This is a genomic window from Burkholderia pyrrocinia (genome assembly GCF_001028665.1).
Lineage (GTDB): Bacteria > Pseudomonadota > Gammaproteobacteria > Burkholderiales > Burkholderiaceae > Burkholderia > Burkholderia pyrrocinia.
In genome coordinates, this window is sequence record NZ_CP011503.1 from 805,369 (window position 1) to 823,458 (window position 18,090).

16 protein-coding genes are annotated in these 18,090 nt (G+C 69.1%); 7 read left to right on the plus strand and 9 right to left on the minus strand.

Going from position 1 to position 18,090, the window contains the following annotated elements; translation table 11 throughout:
• Positions 1-35: 35 nt before the first annotated feature.
• Both ABD05_RS03730 and ABD05_RS03735 read right to left on the minus strand, forming a co-directional pair.
• A complete protein-coding gene (locus tag ABD05_RS03730) occupies positions 36-1,517 on the minus strand; it encodes an N-acyl-D-amino-acid deacylase family protein (RefSeq protein WP_047899009.1) in 1,482 nt (493 codons plus the stop codon).
• 2 nt (positions 1,518-1,519) lie between these two features.
• Positions 1,520-2,458 carry a MurR/RpiR family transcriptional regulator gene (locus ABD05_RS03735; protein WP_047899010.1) on the minus strand — a complete coding sequence of 313 codons (939 nt, stop codon included), beginning with the start codon at positions 2,456-2,458 and terminating at the stop codon, positions 1,520-1,522.
• Positions 2,459-2,577: 119 nt separating this feature from the next.
• Here ABD05_RS03735 and ABD05_RS03740 point away from each other — a divergent pair, with 119 nt between their 5' ends.
• Together ABD05_RS03740 and ABD05_RS03745 are read left to right on the plus strand one after the other, a co-directional pair.
• Positions 2,578-3,858: an amino acid deaminase gene (locus ABD05_RS03740; protein WP_047901062.1), complete on the plus strand. Its 1,281-nt coding sequence runs from the start codon at positions 2,578-2,580 to the stop codon at positions 3,856-3,858.
• Between the two features lie 168 nt (positions 3,859-4,026).
• Positions 4,027-4,608: a DJ-1/PfpI family protein gene (locus tag ABD05_RS03745; RefSeq protein ID WP_034179017.1), complete on the plus strand. Its 582-nt coding sequence runs from the start codon at positions 4,027-4,029 to the stop codon at positions 4,606-4,608.
• Between the two features lie 117 nt (positions 4,609-4,725).
• Here the strand turns inward: ABD05_RS03745 and ABD05_RS03750 are convergent, their stop codons facing one another.
• Together ABD05_RS03750 and ABD05_RS03755 are read right to left on the minus strand one after the other, a co-directional pair.
• On the minus strand, positions 4,726-5,172 hold the full coding sequence (locus ABD05_RS03750; RefSeq protein ID WP_047899011.1) for a MarR family winged helix-turn-helix transcriptional regulator: 447 nt from the start codon (positions 5,170-5,172) through the stop codon (positions 4,726-4,728).
• 35 nt (positions 5,173-5,207) lie between these two features.
• The gene (locus ABD05_RS03755; protein ID WP_047899012.1) at positions 5,208-6,803 is read right to left on the minus strand and encodes an MDR family MFS transporter; all 1,596 of its coding nucleotides are present in this window, start codon (positions 6,801-6,803) and stop codon (positions 5,208-5,210) included.
• Between the two features lie 107 nt (positions 6,804-6,910).
• Here ABD05_RS03755 and ABD05_RS03760 point away from each other — a divergent pair, with 107 nt between their 5' ends.
• Entirely contained in the window at positions 6,911-7,753 is an 843-nt protein-coding gene (locus tag ABD05_RS03760; RefSeq protein WP_047899013.1) for an EcsC family protein, read from the plus strand.
• Here ABD05_RS03760 and ABD05_RS03765 read toward each other — a convergent pair.
• The 5 genes from ABD05_RS03765 to ABD05_RS03785 form a co-directional block, all read right to left on the minus strand.
• Positions 7,723-8,685, minus strand: coding sequence for an alpha/beta hydrolase (locus tag ABD05_RS03765; RefSeq protein WP_047899014.1), 963 nt, complete (start codon positions 8,683-8,685; stop codon positions 7,723-7,725). The genes ABD05_RS03760 and ABD05_RS03765 overlap by 31 nt on opposite strands.
• A gap of 89 nt (positions 8,686-8,774) precedes the next feature.
• Positions 8,775-9,209, minus strand: a complete 435-nt coding sequence (locus ABD05_RS03770) for a CHRD domain-containing protein (protein ID WP_047899015.1) — start codon at positions 9,207-9,209, stop codon at positions 8,775-8,777.
• Between the two features lie 400 nt (positions 9,210-9,609).
• Positions 9,610-10,383, minus strand: a complete 774-nt coding sequence (locus ABD05_RS03775) for a class II aldolase/adducin family protein (protein WP_047901063.1) — start codon at positions 10,381-10,383, stop codon at positions 9,610-9,612.
• A 175-nt stretch (positions 10,384-10,558) separates the two neighbouring features.
• The gene (locus tag ABD05_RS03780) at positions 10,559-12,184 is read right to left on the minus strand and encodes a phospholipase D family protein (protein ID WP_141684906.1); all 1,626 of its coding nucleotides are present in this window, start codon (positions 12,182-12,184) and stop codon (positions 10,559-10,561) included.
• Positions 12,185-12,420: 236 nt separating this feature from the next.
• Positions 12,421-13,137, minus strand: coding sequence for a FadR/GntR family transcriptional regulator (locus tag ABD05_RS03785; RefSeq protein WP_047899017.1), 717 nt, complete (start codon positions 13,135-13,137; stop codon positions 12,421-12,423).
• A 134-nt stretch (positions 13,138-13,271) separates the two neighbouring features.
• Here ABD05_RS03785 and ABD05_RS03790 point away from each other — a divergent pair, with 134 nt between their 5' ends.
• From ABD05_RS03790 to ABD05_RS03805, 4 genes are read left to right on the plus strand one after another with little or no spacing between them, the layout of a single operon-like run.
• Entirely contained in the window at positions 13,272-14,072 is an 801-nt protein-coding gene (locus tag ABD05_RS03790) for a (Fe-S)-binding protein (protein ID WP_047899018.1), read from the plus strand.
• Entirely contained in the window at positions 14,069-14,809 is a 741-nt protein-coding gene (locus ABD05_RS03795; protein WP_047901064.1) for a LutC/YkgG family protein, read from the plus strand. Before ABD05_RS03790 ends, ABD05_RS03795 begins: the two co-directional genes overlap by 4 nt.
• Positions 14,806-16,251: a LutB/LldF family L-lactate oxidation iron-sulfur protein gene (locus ABD05_RS03800; RefSeq protein ID WP_047899019.1), complete on the plus strand. Its 1,446-nt coding sequence runs from the start codon at positions 14,806-14,808 to the stop codon at positions 16,249-16,251. The genes ABD05_RS03795 and ABD05_RS03800 overlap by 4 nt, the downstream gene beginning before the upstream one ends.
• A 59-nt stretch (positions 16,252-16,310) precedes the next feature.
• Positions 16,311-18,011: a lactate permease LctP family transporter gene (locus ABD05_RS03805; protein WP_047901065.1), complete on the plus strand. Its 1,701-nt coding sequence runs from the start codon at positions 16,311-16,313 to the stop codon at positions 18,009-18,011.
• Positions 18,012-18,090 lie beyond the last annotated feature (79 nt).

Below are 18,090 nucleotides of genomic sequence, written 5' to 3' on the forward strand. Positions count from 1 at the left end.
ACGCGGGAAGATCGGAACAACCGCCGCGTCCGGACTCAGAACGCAGCCTCTGCGCTCGCCGGCACGCGCTCGCCGCGCGCGACGAAACCGCCGGCACGCTCGCCGGTCGGCTGGCCGTTCTCGTAGGTCAGCACGCCGTTCACCCACACGGCATCGATCCCGTGCGCGGGCTGCTGCGGCTTCTCGAACGTCGCGGCGTCGATCACGCGCGCCGGATCGAACAGCACGAGATCCGCGTGGTAGCCGACATGCACCTCGCCGCGCCGCGCGATCCCGTAGCGGCGCGCGGACAGCGACGTCATCTTGCGGATCGCTTCCTCGAGCGGCAGCAGGTTCGTGTCGCGCACGTAATGGCCGAGCACGCGCGGGAATGCGCCCCACAGCCGCGGGTGCGGCAGCGGATCGTTCGGCAGGCCGTCGGAACCAACCATCGTCGCGGGGTGCGACAGGATTCGCCGCACGTCGTCTTCGGACATGTTGTGATACACGGCGCCAGCCGGGCGGATACGCTGCGCGGCTTCCTGCTCGGTCACGCCCCAGTCGGCCGCGATCGCCTTCAGCAGCTTGCCCGCGACTTCCGGATGCGGCTCCGACCACGTGATCGTGATGTCGATGTCGCCCGTCACCTGCTTCAGGTCGAGCGTCGACGAGCTGCGGCTGTACGGATAACAGTCGCAGCCGACCGGCTGGTAGCGGCGCGCGCCTTCGAGCGACGCGAGCACCTCGGTGCTGCGCCCCCAGTTCGACGGCCCCGCACACTTCAGGTGCGAGATCACGACCGGCACCTGGGCATGGCGGCCGACGCGATACGCCTCGTCCATCGCGTCGAGGATCGCGTCGAACTCGGTGCGCATGTGCGTCGTGTACAGCGCGCCCGCGTTCGCGAGCGGCTCGGCGAGCGCCATCACTTCCTCGGCCGGCGCCGCGAACGCGGAGCCGTACGCGAGGCCCGACGACAAGCCGAGCGCGCCGTTCGCGAGCGCCTCCTCGAGCTGCGCGCGCATCGCGGCGATCTCGCCGTCGGTCGCCGCGCGGTCGAGGCGGTCCATCTGGTTGTTGCGCAGCGCCGTGTGACCGACGAGCGCCGCAACGTTCACGGCCGGACGCGCATCGTTCACGGCTGCAACGTAGGCGGCGAAGGTCGGGTACTGGAACGCGCCGCGCTCGCCGAGCAGGTTCATCGGGTCGGGCGGATCGCCCGCGAGCGTCACCGGCGACGCGCTGATCCCGCAGTTGCCGACGATCACGGTCGTCACGCCCTGCGAGATCTTCGGCAGCATCTGCGGCGCGCGGATCACGTGCGTGTCGTCGTGCGTGTGCACGTCGACGAAGCCCGGCGCGAGCGCGCGGCCGTTCGCATCGACGACGGTCTCGGCGAGCCAGTTCGACAGGTTGCCGATCGCCGCGATCACGCCGTTGCGGATCGCGACGTCGCGCGTGACGGGCGGTGCGCCGGTGCCGTCGTACAACTGCGCGCCGACGATCAGCGTATCGGCGGCTTCGGGATGCGAGTGCATGGTCAGTCTCCTACCGGTTGACGGTCTCCGCCGCCGCGATGCGCATCGAGCGCATGCTTGATGCGGCGCAGCGATTCTCGGCCCGCATCGCCGAGCCGCAGCGCGACTCCGGTGACGAGCACGTCGATCGCCATCATCATCGCGTAGCGCGACGTCGACGGCTTGTAAATGAAATCGGTTTCGAACGCGACGACCGGGATCAGGTGGTCGGCGAGCTTCGCGAGCGGCGAAGCCGGTGCGGTGATCGCGATCAGCTTCGCGCCGTAGCGCTTCGCGAGCCGGCAGCTGTCGAGCAGCTCGGGCACGCGCCCGCTCACCGACAACGCGACGACGACCGCGTCGCGCGACAGCGTCGCGGACACCATCCGCTGCAGCAGGCTGTCCTGGTAGCTCGCGACCGGCCGGCCGAAGCGCACGAGCCGGAAGCGCAGTTCGTCGGCGAGCGCGGTCGAGCCGCCGCCCTGCCCGTACACGTAGATCATCTTCGCGCCGGCGAGCAGGTCGGCCGCCGCGTCGAACGACGTGTTGCCCAGCAGCTGGTGGTTGTGCGCGAGCGCCACGCGGATCTCGTCGTAGACGACCGACGCGGGGCTCGCGTCGGCGGCCGGCGCACCGTCGGACGGCACCAGAAAGCGCTGGCCGACGGCCGCCGCCTGCGCGACGAGCACCTTCAGCTCGCGCACGTCGCGGCAACCGACGGCCTTCGCGAAACGCGTGACCGTCGCGACGCTGACCTCCGCGTCGCGCGCGAGCGCGCCGATGCTCGCATGCGCGGCGCGCGCGAGATCGGCGAGGATGAACGCGGCGACCTTGCGCTCGGCATCGCGCAGCTCGGGCGCGCATTCGGCGATCCGCGCGACGATGTCGAGGACCGGCGGGGCGGCCGGAGCCGAATGGGGCTCGGCCGCGAGCGGAGCGGACGGGGTGACGGGCGTATTCATCTGCGGAAAAGGATGCGAAGCTTTATGTTACTAAATAACATCACCGCGCCGATGCTACTTTCTGTACCATCGCCATGTCAACTTCAGTGCAATGCATAGTGATGATGGAGCGGGATGACATGAAAGTTACAAACTATCAGGAAGCGACGATCGATCCTTTTGGCAAGGGCCTCGGCAACCTGCCGAGCGCCAGCGTGCCGCTCGGCGACGCGGGCCGGCTCGAGTGGAACCTGCTCGCGGAAGACGTCAGCCTGCCGGCTGCCGTGCTTTACGAGGACCGCATCGAACACAACCTGAACTGGATGCAGGCGTTCGTCCAGCAGTATGGCGTCAAGTTCGCGCCGCACGGCAAGACGACGATGGCGCCGCAACTGTTCCGCCGCCAGCTCGACGCCGGCGCATGGGGCATCACGCTCGCGACCGCGCACCAGACGCAGGCCGCGTATCACGGCGGCGTGCGGCGCGTGCTGCTCGCGAACCAGCTCGTCGGCCGCCAGAACATGACGATCATCGCCGGGCTGCTGTCCGATCCCGATTTCGAATTCTTCTGTCTCGTCGATTCCGCCGAGAGCGTCGACCAGCTCGGCCGCTTCTTCGGCGACGCGAAAAAATCGCTGAACGTGCTGCTCGAGCTCGGCGTGCCGGGCGGCCGCGCGGGTGTGCGCGACGCCGCGCAGCGTGAGGCCGTGCTCGCCGCGCTCGCGCGCTATCCGGACACGCTGAAGCTGGCCGGCATCGAACTCTATGAAGGCGTGCTGAAGGAGGAAGGCGAGATCCGCACATTCCTGCAAGGCGCGGTCGCGCTCACGCGCGAGCTGGCCGACGCGGGCCGCTTCGCGCGCACGCCGGCGATCCTGTCCGGCGCCGGTTCGGCGTGGTACGACGTGGTCGCGGAAGAATTCGCGAAGGCGTCCGACGCGGGCTTCGCGGAAGTCGTGCTGCGCCCGGGCTGCTACCTGACGCACGACGTCGGCATCTACAAGAAGGCGCAGACCGACGTGTTCGCGCGCAACCCGATCGCACGCACGATGGGCGAAGGGCTGCTGCCCGCGCTGCAGCTGTGGGCGTACGTGCAGTCGGTGCCGGAGCAAAATCGCGCGATCGTCGCGCTCGGCAAGCGCGACGCGGCATTCGACGCGGGCCTGCCCGAGCCGGCGCGCCACTTCCGCCCGGGCCGCGACACCGCGCCGCGCGACGTCGCCGCCACCGAAGGCTGGGCCGTGACCGGGATGATGGACCAGCACGCGTACCTGCAGATCCCGCCGGGCGCCGACGTGAAGGTCGGCGACATGGTCGCGTTCGACATCTCGCACCCGTGCCTGACGTTCGACAAGTGGCGCCAGGTGCTCGTGCTCGATCCGCAGTTCCGCGTGACGGAAGTGGTCGAAACGTTCTTCTGACGCATGCTGCGCGCGCCGCCCCCGCCGCTCGCGCGGGGCGGCCGTCACGCGCGCTTCAATCTGCCGGAGTACACTGCGCTTTCGTCCTCGGGGCCCCTCGAGGCCGTTGCGCCCGTGTGCCGCACGCGGCGCGAGCGGGCCCTCAACGCTGCTTCACTGGAGAAAGCCATGGCCGCGAAGAAGATCCTGTTCCTGACCGGCGATTTCGCCGAAGACTACGAAACGATGGTGCCGTTCCAGGCGCTGCAGGCCGTCGGCCACCACGTCGACGCAGTCTGCCCGGGCAAGCGCGCGGGCGACAAGATCAAGACCGCGATCCACGATTTCGAAGGCGACCAGACCTACACCGAGAAGCCCGGCCACCAGTTCACGCTGAACGCGGCGTTCGACGACGTCGACGCATCGCGCTACGACGCGCTCGCGATCGCGGGCGGCCGCGCCCCCGAATACCTGCGACTCGACCCGAAGGTGATTTCGCTCGTGCGCGAGTTCGCCGCGGCCGGCAAGCCGATCGCCGCGATCTGCCACGCGGCGCAGCTGCTCGCGGCCGCCGACGTGATCCGCGGCAAGCGCATCTCGGCCTACCCGGCGTGCGCGCCTGAAGTGAAGCTCGCGGGCGGCGAATACGCGGACATTCCGGTCGATGCGGCCGTGACCGACGCGCCGTTCGTCACCGCGCCCGCATGGCCCGCGCATCCGGCATGGCTCGCGCAGTTCCTCGCGCTGCTGGGAACGCGCATCGAGCTGTGAACCCCAAGTGAATTGAAATGAGATGAGATGAAGCGCCGGCCGGCGGCGGGATGTCGCGCCCGCTTGCCGGCCGCGATCGGTCGCGGGTGAGGCGCACGCGCCTGCCCGCGCCGCGCGTCAGCGCGCGACCGGCGTCGAACCGACGTCCGCGATCCGCGATTCCAGCATCGCCAGCGCGCCCGACAGCGAATTCAGCACGTCGTCCGGCAACTGCGCCATCGTCTGTTCGAGAAACGCCTTGCGGCGCGGCAGGCATGCGTCGAACGCGGCGCGGCCGTCGTCCGTCAGCGTCACGTTGGTCACGCGGTTGTCGCGTGCATCGGATTCGCGCTCGATCCAGCCGAGCGCGTCGAGCGACTTCAACTGGCGCGTGAGCGCGCCCGGATCGATGCGCAGCACTTCGACGAGCTTCTTCTGCGACGAATGCCCGCCCATCGTGTGCAACGCGACCATGATGCGCCAGCGCGGCATCGGCTGCCCGACATGCGCTTCGAACGCGGTCATGAACGCGCGATACGTGCGTCCGAATTGCTGCAAGATCGCGACGCGGTCCTGTTCTTCCATGCGCTGATTTCGTTTCCGGTGAATCGTTGAATCGTTCAATCGGCCGCGACGTGCGGCTCGATCTTGTGCCGCAGCGTGATCGGCGGCACGCGGCGGCACTGCCACACCGACACCACGGCGACGACGGCCGCCATCGCGACGCCCAGGTGAATCGCACTGACGAGCGATTCACGGGCGGCTTCCAGCAGCAGCGCGCCATTATGCCCGGCACGCGTCAGCTCGGCGACGAGACCGCTTTGCGCTGCGCGGTCGATCAGGATCTGCGGATCGGCGAGCTGCGCATGCCACTGCATCGCATGGTCGGCCGACAGCGCATTGCGCACGCCGCCCGAATACATCTGGTTGACGAGCGTGCCCGTCAGCGCGGTGCCGATCATCCCGCCGACCATCCGCAGCGACTGCAGCAGCGCCGTCGCGATGCCGAGATGCTCGCGGCCGGCCGCCTGCTGCGCGAACACGGTGAGGTTCGGCAGCACGAAACCGAGACCGATGCCGCCCGCGACCATCAGCGCCATCAGCATCCAGGTCGGCGTCGTGTGCGTCGACACGACGATGCCCGCGCATGCGATCGCGAACAGCACGAAGCCGACGTGCAGCATCGCGTTCGGATTGCGGATGCGCGTGACGACGCGGCCGTTCATGATGCTGCCGATCGTGATGAACACGACGAGCGGCGTGATCACGAGCCCTGCTTCCTTCGGCGACATCCCGAAGCCGCCCTGGAACAGCAGCGGCGCGTAGAACAGCAGCGAGAACATCGAGAAACCGGCGAGGATCGCAAGCACGAACAGCGCCGACAGCGCGCGGTTGCCGAACATGTCGAACGGCAGAATCGGCTGCGCACAGCGCTTCTCCCAGTGCCACAGGGCAACGCCGGCCCCGACCGCGACGACGAGCAGCAGCGACGCCCAGCTCGCGACGCCGTACTTCGGCAGCCATTCGACGAACAGTTGCAGCGCGCCGAGCGACAGCGCGATCAGCAGTGCGCCCGGCCAGTCGAGCCGCATCTTGCGATCGTGCTCGACATGGCGCAGGTGCGGCAGGTAGCGCCACACGAACAGCAGCGACAGCAGGCCGACCGGCAGGTTCACGTAGAACACCGAGCGCCAGCCGAACGACTGGGTCAGCACGCCGCCGAGCGACGGGCCGACCGCGTTCGCGATGCCGAACGCGGAGCTCATCAGCACCTGCCAGCGCAGCCGCACGACGGAATCGGGAAACAGGTCGGGAATGCACGCGAACGCGGTGCCGACCAGCATCCCGCCGCCGATCCCCTGCAGCCCGCGCGCGAGCACGAGGGTCAGCATGTCGTTGGCCATCCCGCACAGCACGGACGCGCCGGTAAACACGACGATCGACACGATCACGAACGGCTTGCGGCCGTAATAGTCGCCGAGGCGGCCGAAGATCGGCACCGTGATCACGGAACTGAGCAGGTACGAGGTCGCGACCCACGCGTACAGGTCGAAGCCCCTCAACTCGGCGACGATGGTCGGCAGCGCGGTGCCGACGACGGTCTGGTCGAGCGCGACGAGCATGGTGACGAACGAGATCCCGATCATCGCCAGCAGCGATTCGCGGAACGGCAAGACTTGCCCGCTCGAATGGTGGGCGGCAGTATGGACGGCCATTTTTTGTTGATGCAACTTTTGACGAGTCAAACAATCTCAAAATTCTAGCATGCCGGAGTAATCTAGGCCGGCGACGGTCACCCCGACCCCGGCCGCCAAGGAGAATGATGGAACCGATTTCAATCACCCCCGCGACAACGCTGTCGCAGGAGGACCGGGACGCGCTGTGGCGCGCGAAGCAGGTGCTGGAAAGCCCGTCGCTGACGATGAAGCTGACGGGCATGCTCGGCGCGCCGGTCGAGAAGATGATCGCCCGGCTGCCGGATTTCGCGACCGGCAAGATCAACGATGCGACGCAGCTCGCGCTGCGCAAGTGCCTGAACATCGCGCTGCGCACGCTCGGCAAGCCGCAGACGCCGGACGCCGAGCCCGAGAAACCCAGCAACCTGCTGCACAAGCTCGCGGTCGCGACGACCGGCGCGGCGGGAGGCGCGTTCGGTTTTCTTGCGCTGCCGGTCGAACTGCCGGTGACGACCACGCTGATCTTCCGCTCGGTGTGCGACATCGCACGCAGCGAGGGTGAGGACCTGGCATCGGTGGATACGCAGCTGCAATGCCTGGCCGTGCTCGGCATGGGCGGCAACCCGGACAAGCAGGAAGAGGACGCCGATCTCGGCTATTTCGTGCTGCGCGGCGCGCTCGCGCAGGCGATCTCGAAGGCGTCGTCGGACATCACGACGAAAGGCATCGCCGCGCACAGCTCGGCGGCCGTGTTCAAGCTTGTGCAGACGGTGGCATCGCGCTTCTCGGTGCAGGTGACCGAGCAGATGGCCGCGAAGTCGATCCCGGCGATCGGCGCCGTACTCGGCGCGACCGTCAACACGCTGTTCATCGACCACTTCCAGCAGATGGCGCACGGCCACTTCACCGTGCGCCGCCTCGAGCGCAAGTACGGCTCGGCGGCCGTCAAGGCCGCGTATCAGGCGATCGACGCCTCGCCGACGCGCTGAACCGCACGTTCGACCGCGACGCGGCGCAGGAACGCGGCCGCGCGGTCGAGCGCATCGCGCGCCTCGGGCACCATCGGCGCGTAAAGCTGCCACACGTGGGGCATGTCCGGCCACACCTCGATCTCCACCGGCACGCCGGCTGCCTTCGCCTTCTCCGCGACGCGGCGCGAATCGTCGAGCAGCACCTCGGTGCTGCCGACCTGGATGTACAGCGGCGGCAGGCCCGCGAAATCCGCATAGAGCGGCGATGCGTACGGATGCGTCGCCGGCGCGTCGCCGAGGTACAGCTTCGCGGCCTTCGGCAACGCCGCGCCGGCGAACATCGGATCGGCACCGTCGTTCGTGCGCAGCGTGTCGCCGGTGGCCGCGAGATCGGTCCACGGCGAGAACAGGATCGCGCCGGCCGGCAACGGCTCGCCGCGGTCGCGCAGCGCGACGAGCGTCGCGAGCGCGAGGCCGCCGCCCGCCGAATCGCCGCCGAGCACGATCGACTCGGGCGGCGTGCCGAGCGCCAGCAGTTGCCAGTATGCGGCCAGCGCATCGTCGAGCGCGGCCGGAAAGCGGTTTTCCGGTGCGAGCCGGTAGTCGAGCGAGAACGAGCGCACGCCTGCGCGCTTCGTCAGGCCGAACACGAGCGGCCGGTGGGTTCTGGTCGAACAGAAGTAATAGCCGCCGCCGTGGAAATACAGCAGCGTGCGGCCCGGCCCGCGACCCGCGCCCGCGTCGGTGCGTTCGAGCCATTCGCCGCGCAGCGGCGCGTCACCCGCGCCGTAGCACTGGCGCAGCCGGTAGCCCGACGGCGCGCGGCGCGGCACGACCATCCGCAGGTCGGTAAAGCGCCGTGCGCGGGCCGGATCGAGCACCTCGCGCGTGGTCTCGGGACGGAACTGCCAGCGCAGCAGCCAGCAGGCGAACTTGCTTTGCCAACTCATCGGACGCACTCCGTAATCGCAGTGTGACGATGGTACGTGCGATCGTTCCCGCGCCGCTCGAACGGAGCCTCTAGATCAAACGCCGGCGCTCAGCTCGCCGGCATCACCTGGCCGCGGATCTCGCCGGACGGGTGCTCCTTCGTGTGGACGTTGAAGTACCACTTGCCGCCCATCAGCTCGGTGACCTGCGCGTCGGTGAGCTCCTTCGAGCCCTTGATCGGGCTTGCCAGCTCGTCCTTCGGAATCGGCACCTGCACGCCCGCGTTCTGGCCGACCGGCGCGGGCCCGTGGAAATGCGCGGCGGTGGCCGGCCCCGTGAGGTGTTCGTAAGTGACCGTCCACTGCAGCATGTGCGTGGCCGTGTCGTAGGTGGCGTCGACGGCGCCCGAGCCCTTGGTTGCCGTCGGCGGCACTTCGCTCGACGGCTGCAGATTGGCGGACAGGCGCACCGTTTCGGCGGCGGCGCTGCCGGCGGCCAGCACACCCGCGAGTAACGCGACCCGGAGCAAACGCAGCTTAAGCATGGACTCTCCTTGTACGACGTGGTACGCCGCCCAAACGGGGACGCTACACGTGATGGTAGTCGATCGCCGCCGATCCGGCAGCCCGCCGAACGGCCATGCAGCGAATCGCCGCACCGCCCGCCGGTGCGCCGCGCATGGCCGGCCATCTCGCGCGACGCACATCGCGCCAATCTGCTTCAGGCTGGAACGGACCTTTGCAGCCTGACGGCTGAATCCGCGCGCGGCCTTTCGCTACACTTCGTCTCACAGTTGCTTGTTTCCTTCGTCCGAAGGAGTCTGCGAGTATTCACGCGGCCACCCGGCCGCGTTTTTTTTTGCGTGCGCGGCCGGATCCGGTGCGCGCCGTCTCAAGCATGACGAAGCGATTGTGCTGCCGCTCGCGGCACAACAGCACGTCGCGTCACGCCCGATAACCGGGATCGATGCGATCGACGATGCGCTGCAGCGCGTCGAATGCGTCCTGCCCCGCGCCATGCTTCGGATCGAAGTTCAGCGAATCGCGCACGCACCCTTCGAGCACCGGCGGTGCGATCGGCAGCGCGTCGCCGATCGCGTGCGTGGCGACCTGCACCTCGCATGCGCGGTTGAGCAGCCACATCAGCGAGAACGTCTGCGCGAGCGTCGCGCCGATCGTCACCGGTCCGTGGTTGCGCAGCAGCAGCACGGGCCGCCCGCCGGCACTCTCGACGATGCGCCGCCCCTCCTCCAGATGCACGGTGATGCCCTCGAAGTCGTGAAACGCGATCTTCCCGTACAACTGCGCGGAATAGAAATTCGAGAACGACAGCCCGTCGCGCGAACAGCACACGGCCATCGTGGGCGTCGTGTGCACGTGCATCACGCAGTGCGCATCGGGCAGCGCCGCATGGATCGCGCTGTGGAACGTGAAGCCGGCCGGATTGATCGGCCAGTCGGAATGGCCGATCACGTTGCCGTCGATGTCGATCTTCACGAGGTTCGACGCGCACACCTCGCGGTAATGGAGCCCGAACGGGTTGATCAGGAAATGCCCGTCCTCGCCAGGCACGCGCAGCGAGATATGGTTGTAGATCAGCTCGGTCCAGCCCAGATGATCGAAGATGCGGTAGGCCGCCGCGAGCTGCACGCGCGCCTGCCATTCGGCTTCGGAGAAGCGGGCGGGACGCGTGAACGGCTGGTTCGGTACACGTTGCATGGGGAACTCCGGTTGCAGGTGTGGGCGGTGCGCATGGCGCGGGCCGTCCGGCGGCACCATTACGCTGCCACGATAGTTGCGTGCACAACCATATCACCATTCCCGGTGCACCGGTAACGCGGGTTTAGCCGGAGCGCTTCCGTCCTTTAGGGACTGTTCCCGCTGATAACAGGCCCTAAAGCTGGTCGTCGACCGGCAGCAGCATGAAGATGCCGGTCATCAGGTTGCGCAGCAGCCCCGCGTGCGGATCGACGTGATAGGTGGTCGGCCGGCCGTCGTCCGTGCCCGTCCACTCGAGTTCGGGTGCGCCGCCGCCCGCCGGCGTCGCGAGGCTCACGCGATAGCTTTCGTCCGGCTGCGTCACGCGCGCGAAGATCGTCGCGACCTGCTGCGCGAGCGCCGGGCTGTGGATCACGAGCGCGAGTTCGGTATTCAGGTGCGCGGAACGCGGATCGAGGTTCATCGAGCCGATCACCAGAATCTTCCGGTCGATCACGTACGCCTTCGCGTGCAGGCTCGCACGCGAGCGCGACCCGAACACGCGCGCGCGCTGCCGGCCGGGCTGCGCCTTGAACTCGTACAGCTCGACGCCGTGCTGCAGCAACGGCACGCGGTACGGCCCGTAACCGGCCTGCACGGCAACCGCGTCGGTCGCGGCGAGCGAATTCGTCAGGATCGCGACGCGCACGCCGCGCGCGGTCGTGTCGCCGAGGATCTTCACACCCGCGTCGTGCGGCACGAAATACGGCGAGAACGCGAGGAATTCCTGCTGCGCGCCGCGTATCAGCTCGACGAGGCGCTGCATCGGCGGGCTCACGTACGCGTCGGTCGGCTGCGCGACCTTGTCGGGTGCGTCGGCCTTGAACTCGGCCGGCGCCCATACGAGCGCGAGTTCGTCGCGCACGATCTGCTGCGCGAGCGGCGTCGCGTTCAGCGGCTTCGCGTTGTACGGATCGGCGTTCTGGCGCCAGTGGTTGCGCAGCTCGTCGCGCATCGCGTCGAGATCCTTCGGATCGAACGACTGGTGATTCAGCACGCGCAGCGGATAGCTGCTCGCGCTCGCCCAGTAAGTGTCGAAGCTCGCCGAGATGTCGTTCGTCACGGGGCCGGCGGCGAGCACGTCGAGATCGCGGAACTGCAGCGTCGGGCTCGCGCTGAAGTATTCGTCGCCGAGATTGCGGCCGCCGACGATCGCGATCTGGTTGTCCGCGATCATCGCCTTGTTGTGCATCCGGCGCGTGAAGCTGTCGATGCGCGTGAAGAAGTCGGTCGTGCGCTCGACCATGCGCTGCCGCGACGCGCCGAACGGGTTGAACACGCGGATCTCGATGTTCGGGTGCGTGTTCAGCGCGGCCATGATGCGATCGATGTCGCGGAAGTTCAGGTCGTCGACCAGCATCCGTACGCGCACGCCGCGATCGGCCGCGTACAGCGCCGCGGCGAGCAGCAGCTTGCCGGTCGTGTCCTCGGTCGCGATGTAGTACTGCATGTCGAGCGTCTTCGTCGCGGCGCGCGCAAGCGCAATGCGCATCTGCAGCGCCTCGGCACCGTCCGCCAGCAGCCGGAAACCCGACTGGCCCGGATGCGCAGCCTCGGGGGCAGCCAGCGCGTCGCGCAGCGGCGTCGCGGTATCGGACGGCAACGCATGGGAGATCGGGCGATCGAGCGTGGTGGCGGGCGGATGCGTCGCGCACGCGGCGACGAGCGACAGCAGCACGCAGACGGCCAGCGCGCGGGCCGGGCCGCACGCGGCGCGCCACGACAGCGCGGCCGGCGCGCGCCGGATGAAAGACCTGGGCACGGAAACTTCCTCGACTGGCGGAACAAAAGTCCGCATTCGCCGCGGCGCGCGGCTGGCGGGCGGTTCCGGCCGATTCTAGTGGGCGCCCGATGAACCGGTCAATCGCGCGGGCGGCGCAGGCAGCGCCCCGCTGCGGCAGCGGGCGGCCGGAGCACGACCGCGTGCCCGGCGTCGAAGTCCGATCACCCCGGATCCGCCCGCCGGGCGGCCCGCGCACCGAAGCGGTCCGACCAATCTCATTGCCCGTCGCCGCTGCGCTCGAAGTGGCTGCGCACGTAGTCGATATGCGTCTGCATCGCGGTGCGCGCCTCTTCGGGCCGGTGCGCGCAAATCGCGTCGCACACGACGCGGTGCTGCAGCAACAGCAGCTCGGACGCCTGCTCGTCGTGCGTCGTCATGCCCGCGGCGTTGATCGTGATGTGCTCGCGCAGCATCCCGATCACGCTCGCATGCAAGTGCAGGAACATCGTGTTGTGCGATGCGAGCGCGATCGCCTCGTGCAGCTTCGCGTCGGTCGCGGCTTCGACGGCCGCGTCGTCGTTCGCATGCGCGGTTTCGAGTTCGCGCAGCAGCGTGCGGATCCGGCGCCGGTCGTTCGCGTCGGCCCGCAGCGCGGCGAAATACGCGGTCGCACCTTCGAGCACGCGGCGGAATTCGAGGATGTCGTCGCGCAGCGCCGGATGATCGGCCACCAGCTGGCCCCACGGCGACGCGATGCCCGCGCGCAACTGGTCCGTCACGTAGACGCCCGCGCCGCGCCGGCTCTGCAGCAGCCCGCGCGCGACGAGCCGCTGGGTCGCCTCGCGCACCGTATTGCGCGCGACGCCGTACTGCTGCGCGAGCACACGCTCGGCCGGCAGGCGCGCACCGGCAGGCCAGGTGCCGTCGAGCAGCGCCGTCTCGATCTTGCGCATCACCACTTCGGTCCGGCCCCGTGCCGTCATCGCTGCCATCGTCGCGTCTCCCTCCGGAATGCCCATCGCGCCGATTGGCCCAACCAATTTGAGCTGCGGCGCCGTCGCGGGAATTATGCAGCGAAATCGTCGTCCCGCATCCGCATGCCGGGCCGTCGCCACTGGAGCGAGACATGAACGAAAGGCAGTACCCCGCCGCCGCCCCCGCGCACGTCTATCTGTTCGCGACCTGCCTGGTCGACCTGTTCGTCCCCGAAGCGGGGCTCGACGCGGTCCTCCTGCTGGAGCGCGAAGGCCTGACCGTCCACTATCCGCGTGGCCAGAGCTGCTGCGGGCAGCCGGCCTACAGCAGCGGCAATCCCGACGAAGCGCGCCGCGTCGCGGCCGCGCAGCTCGACCTGTTCGCCGAACCGTGGCCCGTGATCGTGCCGTCCGGCTCGTGCGCGGGCATGATCCGGCACCATTGGCCGGCGCTGTTCGCCGACGATCCCGTCCACGGCCCGAAGGCGCGCGCGATCGCGGACCGAACCTACGAACTCGCCGAATTCCTCGTCCATGTGCTCGACGTGCAACTCGACGCGGCCGCGGCAAATGCCGGGCCCGACGAGCGCGTCGTGCTGCACACGTCGTGCGCGGCGCGCCGCGAGATGGGCACGCGCGTGCACGGCGTCGCGCTCGTCGACGCGCTGCCGGGCGTGACGCGGATCGAACACGAACGCGAATCCGAATGCTGCGGCTTCGGCGGCACGTTCTCGTTGAAGCATCCCGACATCTCCGGCGCGATGGTGCGCGACAAGGTCGCGTCGGCCTGCGCGACCGGCTGCGACCGGCTCGTGTCCGCGGACTGCGGCTGCCTGCTGAACATCGGCCACGCTGCGACCAAGGCCGGCGCGCCGCTGCCCGTCGAACATCTCGCGAGCTTCCTGTGGCGGCGCACGGCCGGCGCCGCGTCGCTGCGCGGAGACAAGCGATGAGCGTGCGCGCCGCGATTCTCGCGCGCCTGCGCGCCGCCGCCCCGGGCGTCGCCGCGACGGCCGCCCCCGCGCTCGACGCGCGCATCGACACGCATTACGACACGCGCCGCGCATCGGCCGCGCACGATCCGCACACACTCGCACAGGCGATGCAGACCGCGCTCGCCGCATCGCACGCGGAGGTCTGGTGCGCGACCGACGACGAATGGCCCGCTCAGCTTGCCGCGCGCCTCGCCGACGCCGGCGTGCGCCGCCTGCTGCTCGACCCGGCCCGCGCCGAATCCGCGGCGCTCGCCCGCGCACTGCCCGACGCGGTCGCACCCGTGCCGTTCGACCGGCCGATCGATGCGTGGAAGACCGAACTGTTCGACACGATCGACGCGGGCTTCACCGTCGCACGCTCGGGCATCGCGGCAACCGGCACCGTCGTGCTCGCACCCGATGCCGGTACGCCGCGCACGGTGTCGCTGGTGCCGCCGCTGCATGTCGCGCTCGTCCACGCGAACACGCTCCATATAGACCTGCACGCGGCCGTGCATGCGGAGCGATGGCACGCCGGCATGCCGACCAATCTCGTGCTGGTGTCGGGGCCGTCGAAGACGTCCGACATCCAGCAGACACTCGCCTATGGCGCGCATGGCCCGCGCCGCCTGTGGGTCGTGATCGTCACCGATCCGGCTGCCAATGCCATGGCCACCCGGCCGGCCGCAACCGCTTGCGAGGAGCTGCCGCGATGAGCGACCACACGCTGCAATTCGTTGCCCCCGGCGACTTCAAGGCCCGCGCGCGCGCCGCGCTCGACGATCCCGCACTGCGCCAGAGCTTTCGCGGCGCGATGGATTTCCTGCAGGGCAAGCGCGCGACGCAATTCCCCGACGATGCCGAGCTGCAGCAGTTGCGCGATCTCGGCGAAGCCGTGCGCCAGCACGCGCTCGCGCAGTTGCCCGCGCTGCTCGAACGGCTCGAGGCGAAGCTCGTCGAAGCCGGCGTGCACGTGCACTGGGCCGAAACGGCCGCCGACGCGAACGCGATCGTGCTCGGCATCGCGCAGGCGAAGAAGGCGCGTCGCGTGATCAAGGGCAAGTCGATGGCGAGCGAGGAAATCGAGCTGAACCATTACCTCGCGGATCACGGCGTCGACTGCATCGAGTCCGACATGGGCGAATTCATCGTGCAGCTTGCGGGCGAGAAGCCGTCGCATATCGTGATGCCGGCGATCCACAAGACGCGCGGCGACATCGCCGGGTTGTTCGAGAAACACATCCCAGGCACGCGCTACACGGAGGACGTCGACGAGCTGATCCAGACCGGCCGGCGCGCGCTGCGCCGCGCGTTCGCCGACGCGGAGATCGGCCTGTCGGGCGTGAACTTCGCGGCGGCCGACACGGGCACGCTATGGCTCGTCGAGAACGAAGGCAACGGCCGCCTGTCGACGACCGTGCCCGACACGCACATCGCGATCATGGGGATCGAGAAGGTCGTCGAGAAGCTCGAGCACATCGTGCCGCTGTCGAGCCTGCTCACGCGCTCGGCCACCGGCCAGGCGATCACAACCTACTTCAACCTGATCTCGGGCCCGCGCCGCGCCGGCGAACGCGACGGCCCGCGCGAACTGCATCTCGTGCTGCTCGACAACGGCCGCACGCAGGCCTACGCGGACGAACAACTGCGAACGACGCTGCAGTGCATCCGCTGCGGCGCGTGCATGAACCACTGCCCCGTCTATACGCGCATCGGCGGCCACGCCTACGGGACGACCTACCCGGGGCCGATCGGCAAGATCATCTCGCCGCACCTGCTCGGCCTCGACGCGACGGCCGACCTGCCGACCGCGTCGACGCTGTGCGGCGCATGCGGCGAGGTGTGCCCGGTCCGGATCCCGATCCCGCAACTGCTCGTGCGGCTGCGCACCGAGGCGAACCGCAAACCCGACGAACCCGTCGCGCATCCGCTGCGCGGCCAGGGCGCGAACTACAACCGCGCGGAAGACCTCGTGTGGCGCTTCTGGTCCGGCGCGTTCGCGCATCCGCGCGCGTACCGCGCGTTCCGCTGGACCGCAACGCGCCTGCGCGCGCTGACGCCCGCGAAACAGATGGGCTGGACGCAACACCGCACGCCGCTCGAACCGGCGCCGCGCAGCCTGTCCGACCTGCTGCGCGCACGCGGCCAGCCCGAATAGCACCCCCGGCTTTCCCGCCAGTACCCATAGAGATACAGACACAGATGGAGGAGACACCCATGCAGGTTTGGCATCAGATCTACACCCCGCTCGGCAGCCTCGGGCTGTCGGCGTTCGTCGCCGCGATCCCGATCATCTTCTTTTTCGTCGCGCTGGCCGCGCTGCGGATGAAGGGCCATGTCGCGGCCACGGTCACGCTGCTGCTGTCGCTCGGCGTCGCGATCCTCGCGTACGGAATGCCCGTGCCGCAGGCGCTCGCGGCGGCCGCCTTCGGCTTCGCATACGGCCTGTGGCCGATCGCGTGGATCATCGTCGCGGCCGTGTTCCTGTACAAGATCGTCGTGAAGACCGGCCAGTTCGACGTCATCCGCGCGTCCGTGCTGTCGATCACCGACGACCAGCGCCTGCAGATGCTGCTGATCGGCTTCTCGTTCGGCGCGTTCCTCGAAGGCGCGGCCGGCTTCGGCGCGCCCGTCGCGATCACGGCCGCGCTGCTCGTCGGCCTCGGTTTCAAGCCGCTTCACGCGGCCGGGCTGTGCCTGATCGCGAACACCGCGCCGGTCGCGTTCGGCGCGATGGGCATCCCGATCATCGTCGCCGGGCAGGTGACGGGCATCGACCCGTTCCACATCGGCGCGATGGCCGGCCGCCAGCTGCCGCTGCTGTCGCTCGCGGTGCCGTTCTGGCTCGTGTTCATGATGGACGGGCTGCGCGGCGTGCGGCAGACCTGGCCGGCCGCGCTCGTCGCGGGCGGCAGCTTCGCGGTCACGCAGTACTTCACGTCGAACCACATCGGGCCCGAGCTGCCGGACATCACGTCGTCGCTCGTCAGCCTCGTCGCGCTCGCGGCGTTCCTGAAAGTGTGGCAGCCGCGCACCGCGCAGCAGCCGGCCGGCGGCCTCGTCGCGTCCGGCGGCGGCGCGGCGCTGGCCGGGTTCGGCGCGGGCGGCTTCGGCACGGGCACGAGCCGGCAGGCGTCGCCGTACACACTCGTGCAGACCGTGCGCGCGTGGTCGCCGTTCCTGATCCTGACGGCCGTCGTCACCGTGTGGAGCATCGCGCCGTTCAAGGCGCTGTTCGCCGCGCACGGTGCGCTCGCGTCGACCGTGCTGAAGTTTCACGTGGCCGGGCTCGACCAGCTCGTCGTGAAGACCGCGCCGATCGCCGCGACGCCGAAGGCGCTCGACGCCGTGCTGAAGATCGATCTCGTGTCGGCGGTGGGCAGCGCGATCCTCGTGACCGCGCTGATCTCGATGGCGCTGTTGCGGATGAAGCCGCGCGACGCGCTCGTCACGTTCGGCGAGACGCTGAAGGAGCTGACGCGCCCGATCCTGTCGATCGGCCTCGTGCTTGCATTCGCGTTCGTCGCGAACTACTCGGGGATGTCGTCGACGCTCGCGCTGATGCTGGCCGCGACCGGCGCCGCGTTCCCGTTCTTCTCGCCGTTCCTCGGCTGGCTCGGCGTGTTCCTGACCGGCTCGGACACGTCGTCGAACGCCCTGTTCTGCTCGCTGCAGCAGGCCACGGCCCATCAGCTCGGCGTGCCCGAGACGCTCGCGGTCGCCGCGAACACGACGGGCGGCGTGACCGCGAAGATGATCTCGCCGCAGTCGATCGCGGTCGCGTGCGCGGCGACAGGCCTCGTCGGCAAGGAGTCAGAGCTGTTCCGCTTCACGGTGCGGCACAGCCTGCTGTTCGCGGTGATCGTCGGGTTGATCACGCTCGTGCAGGCGTACGTGCTGCCGGGGATGGTGCCGTAAGCGGCACGCACCCAAAAAAACAAAACCCCACGCCCGGAAGAGCGTGGGGTTTTTCTTTTCGCCTGCCGATCGCCGGCGC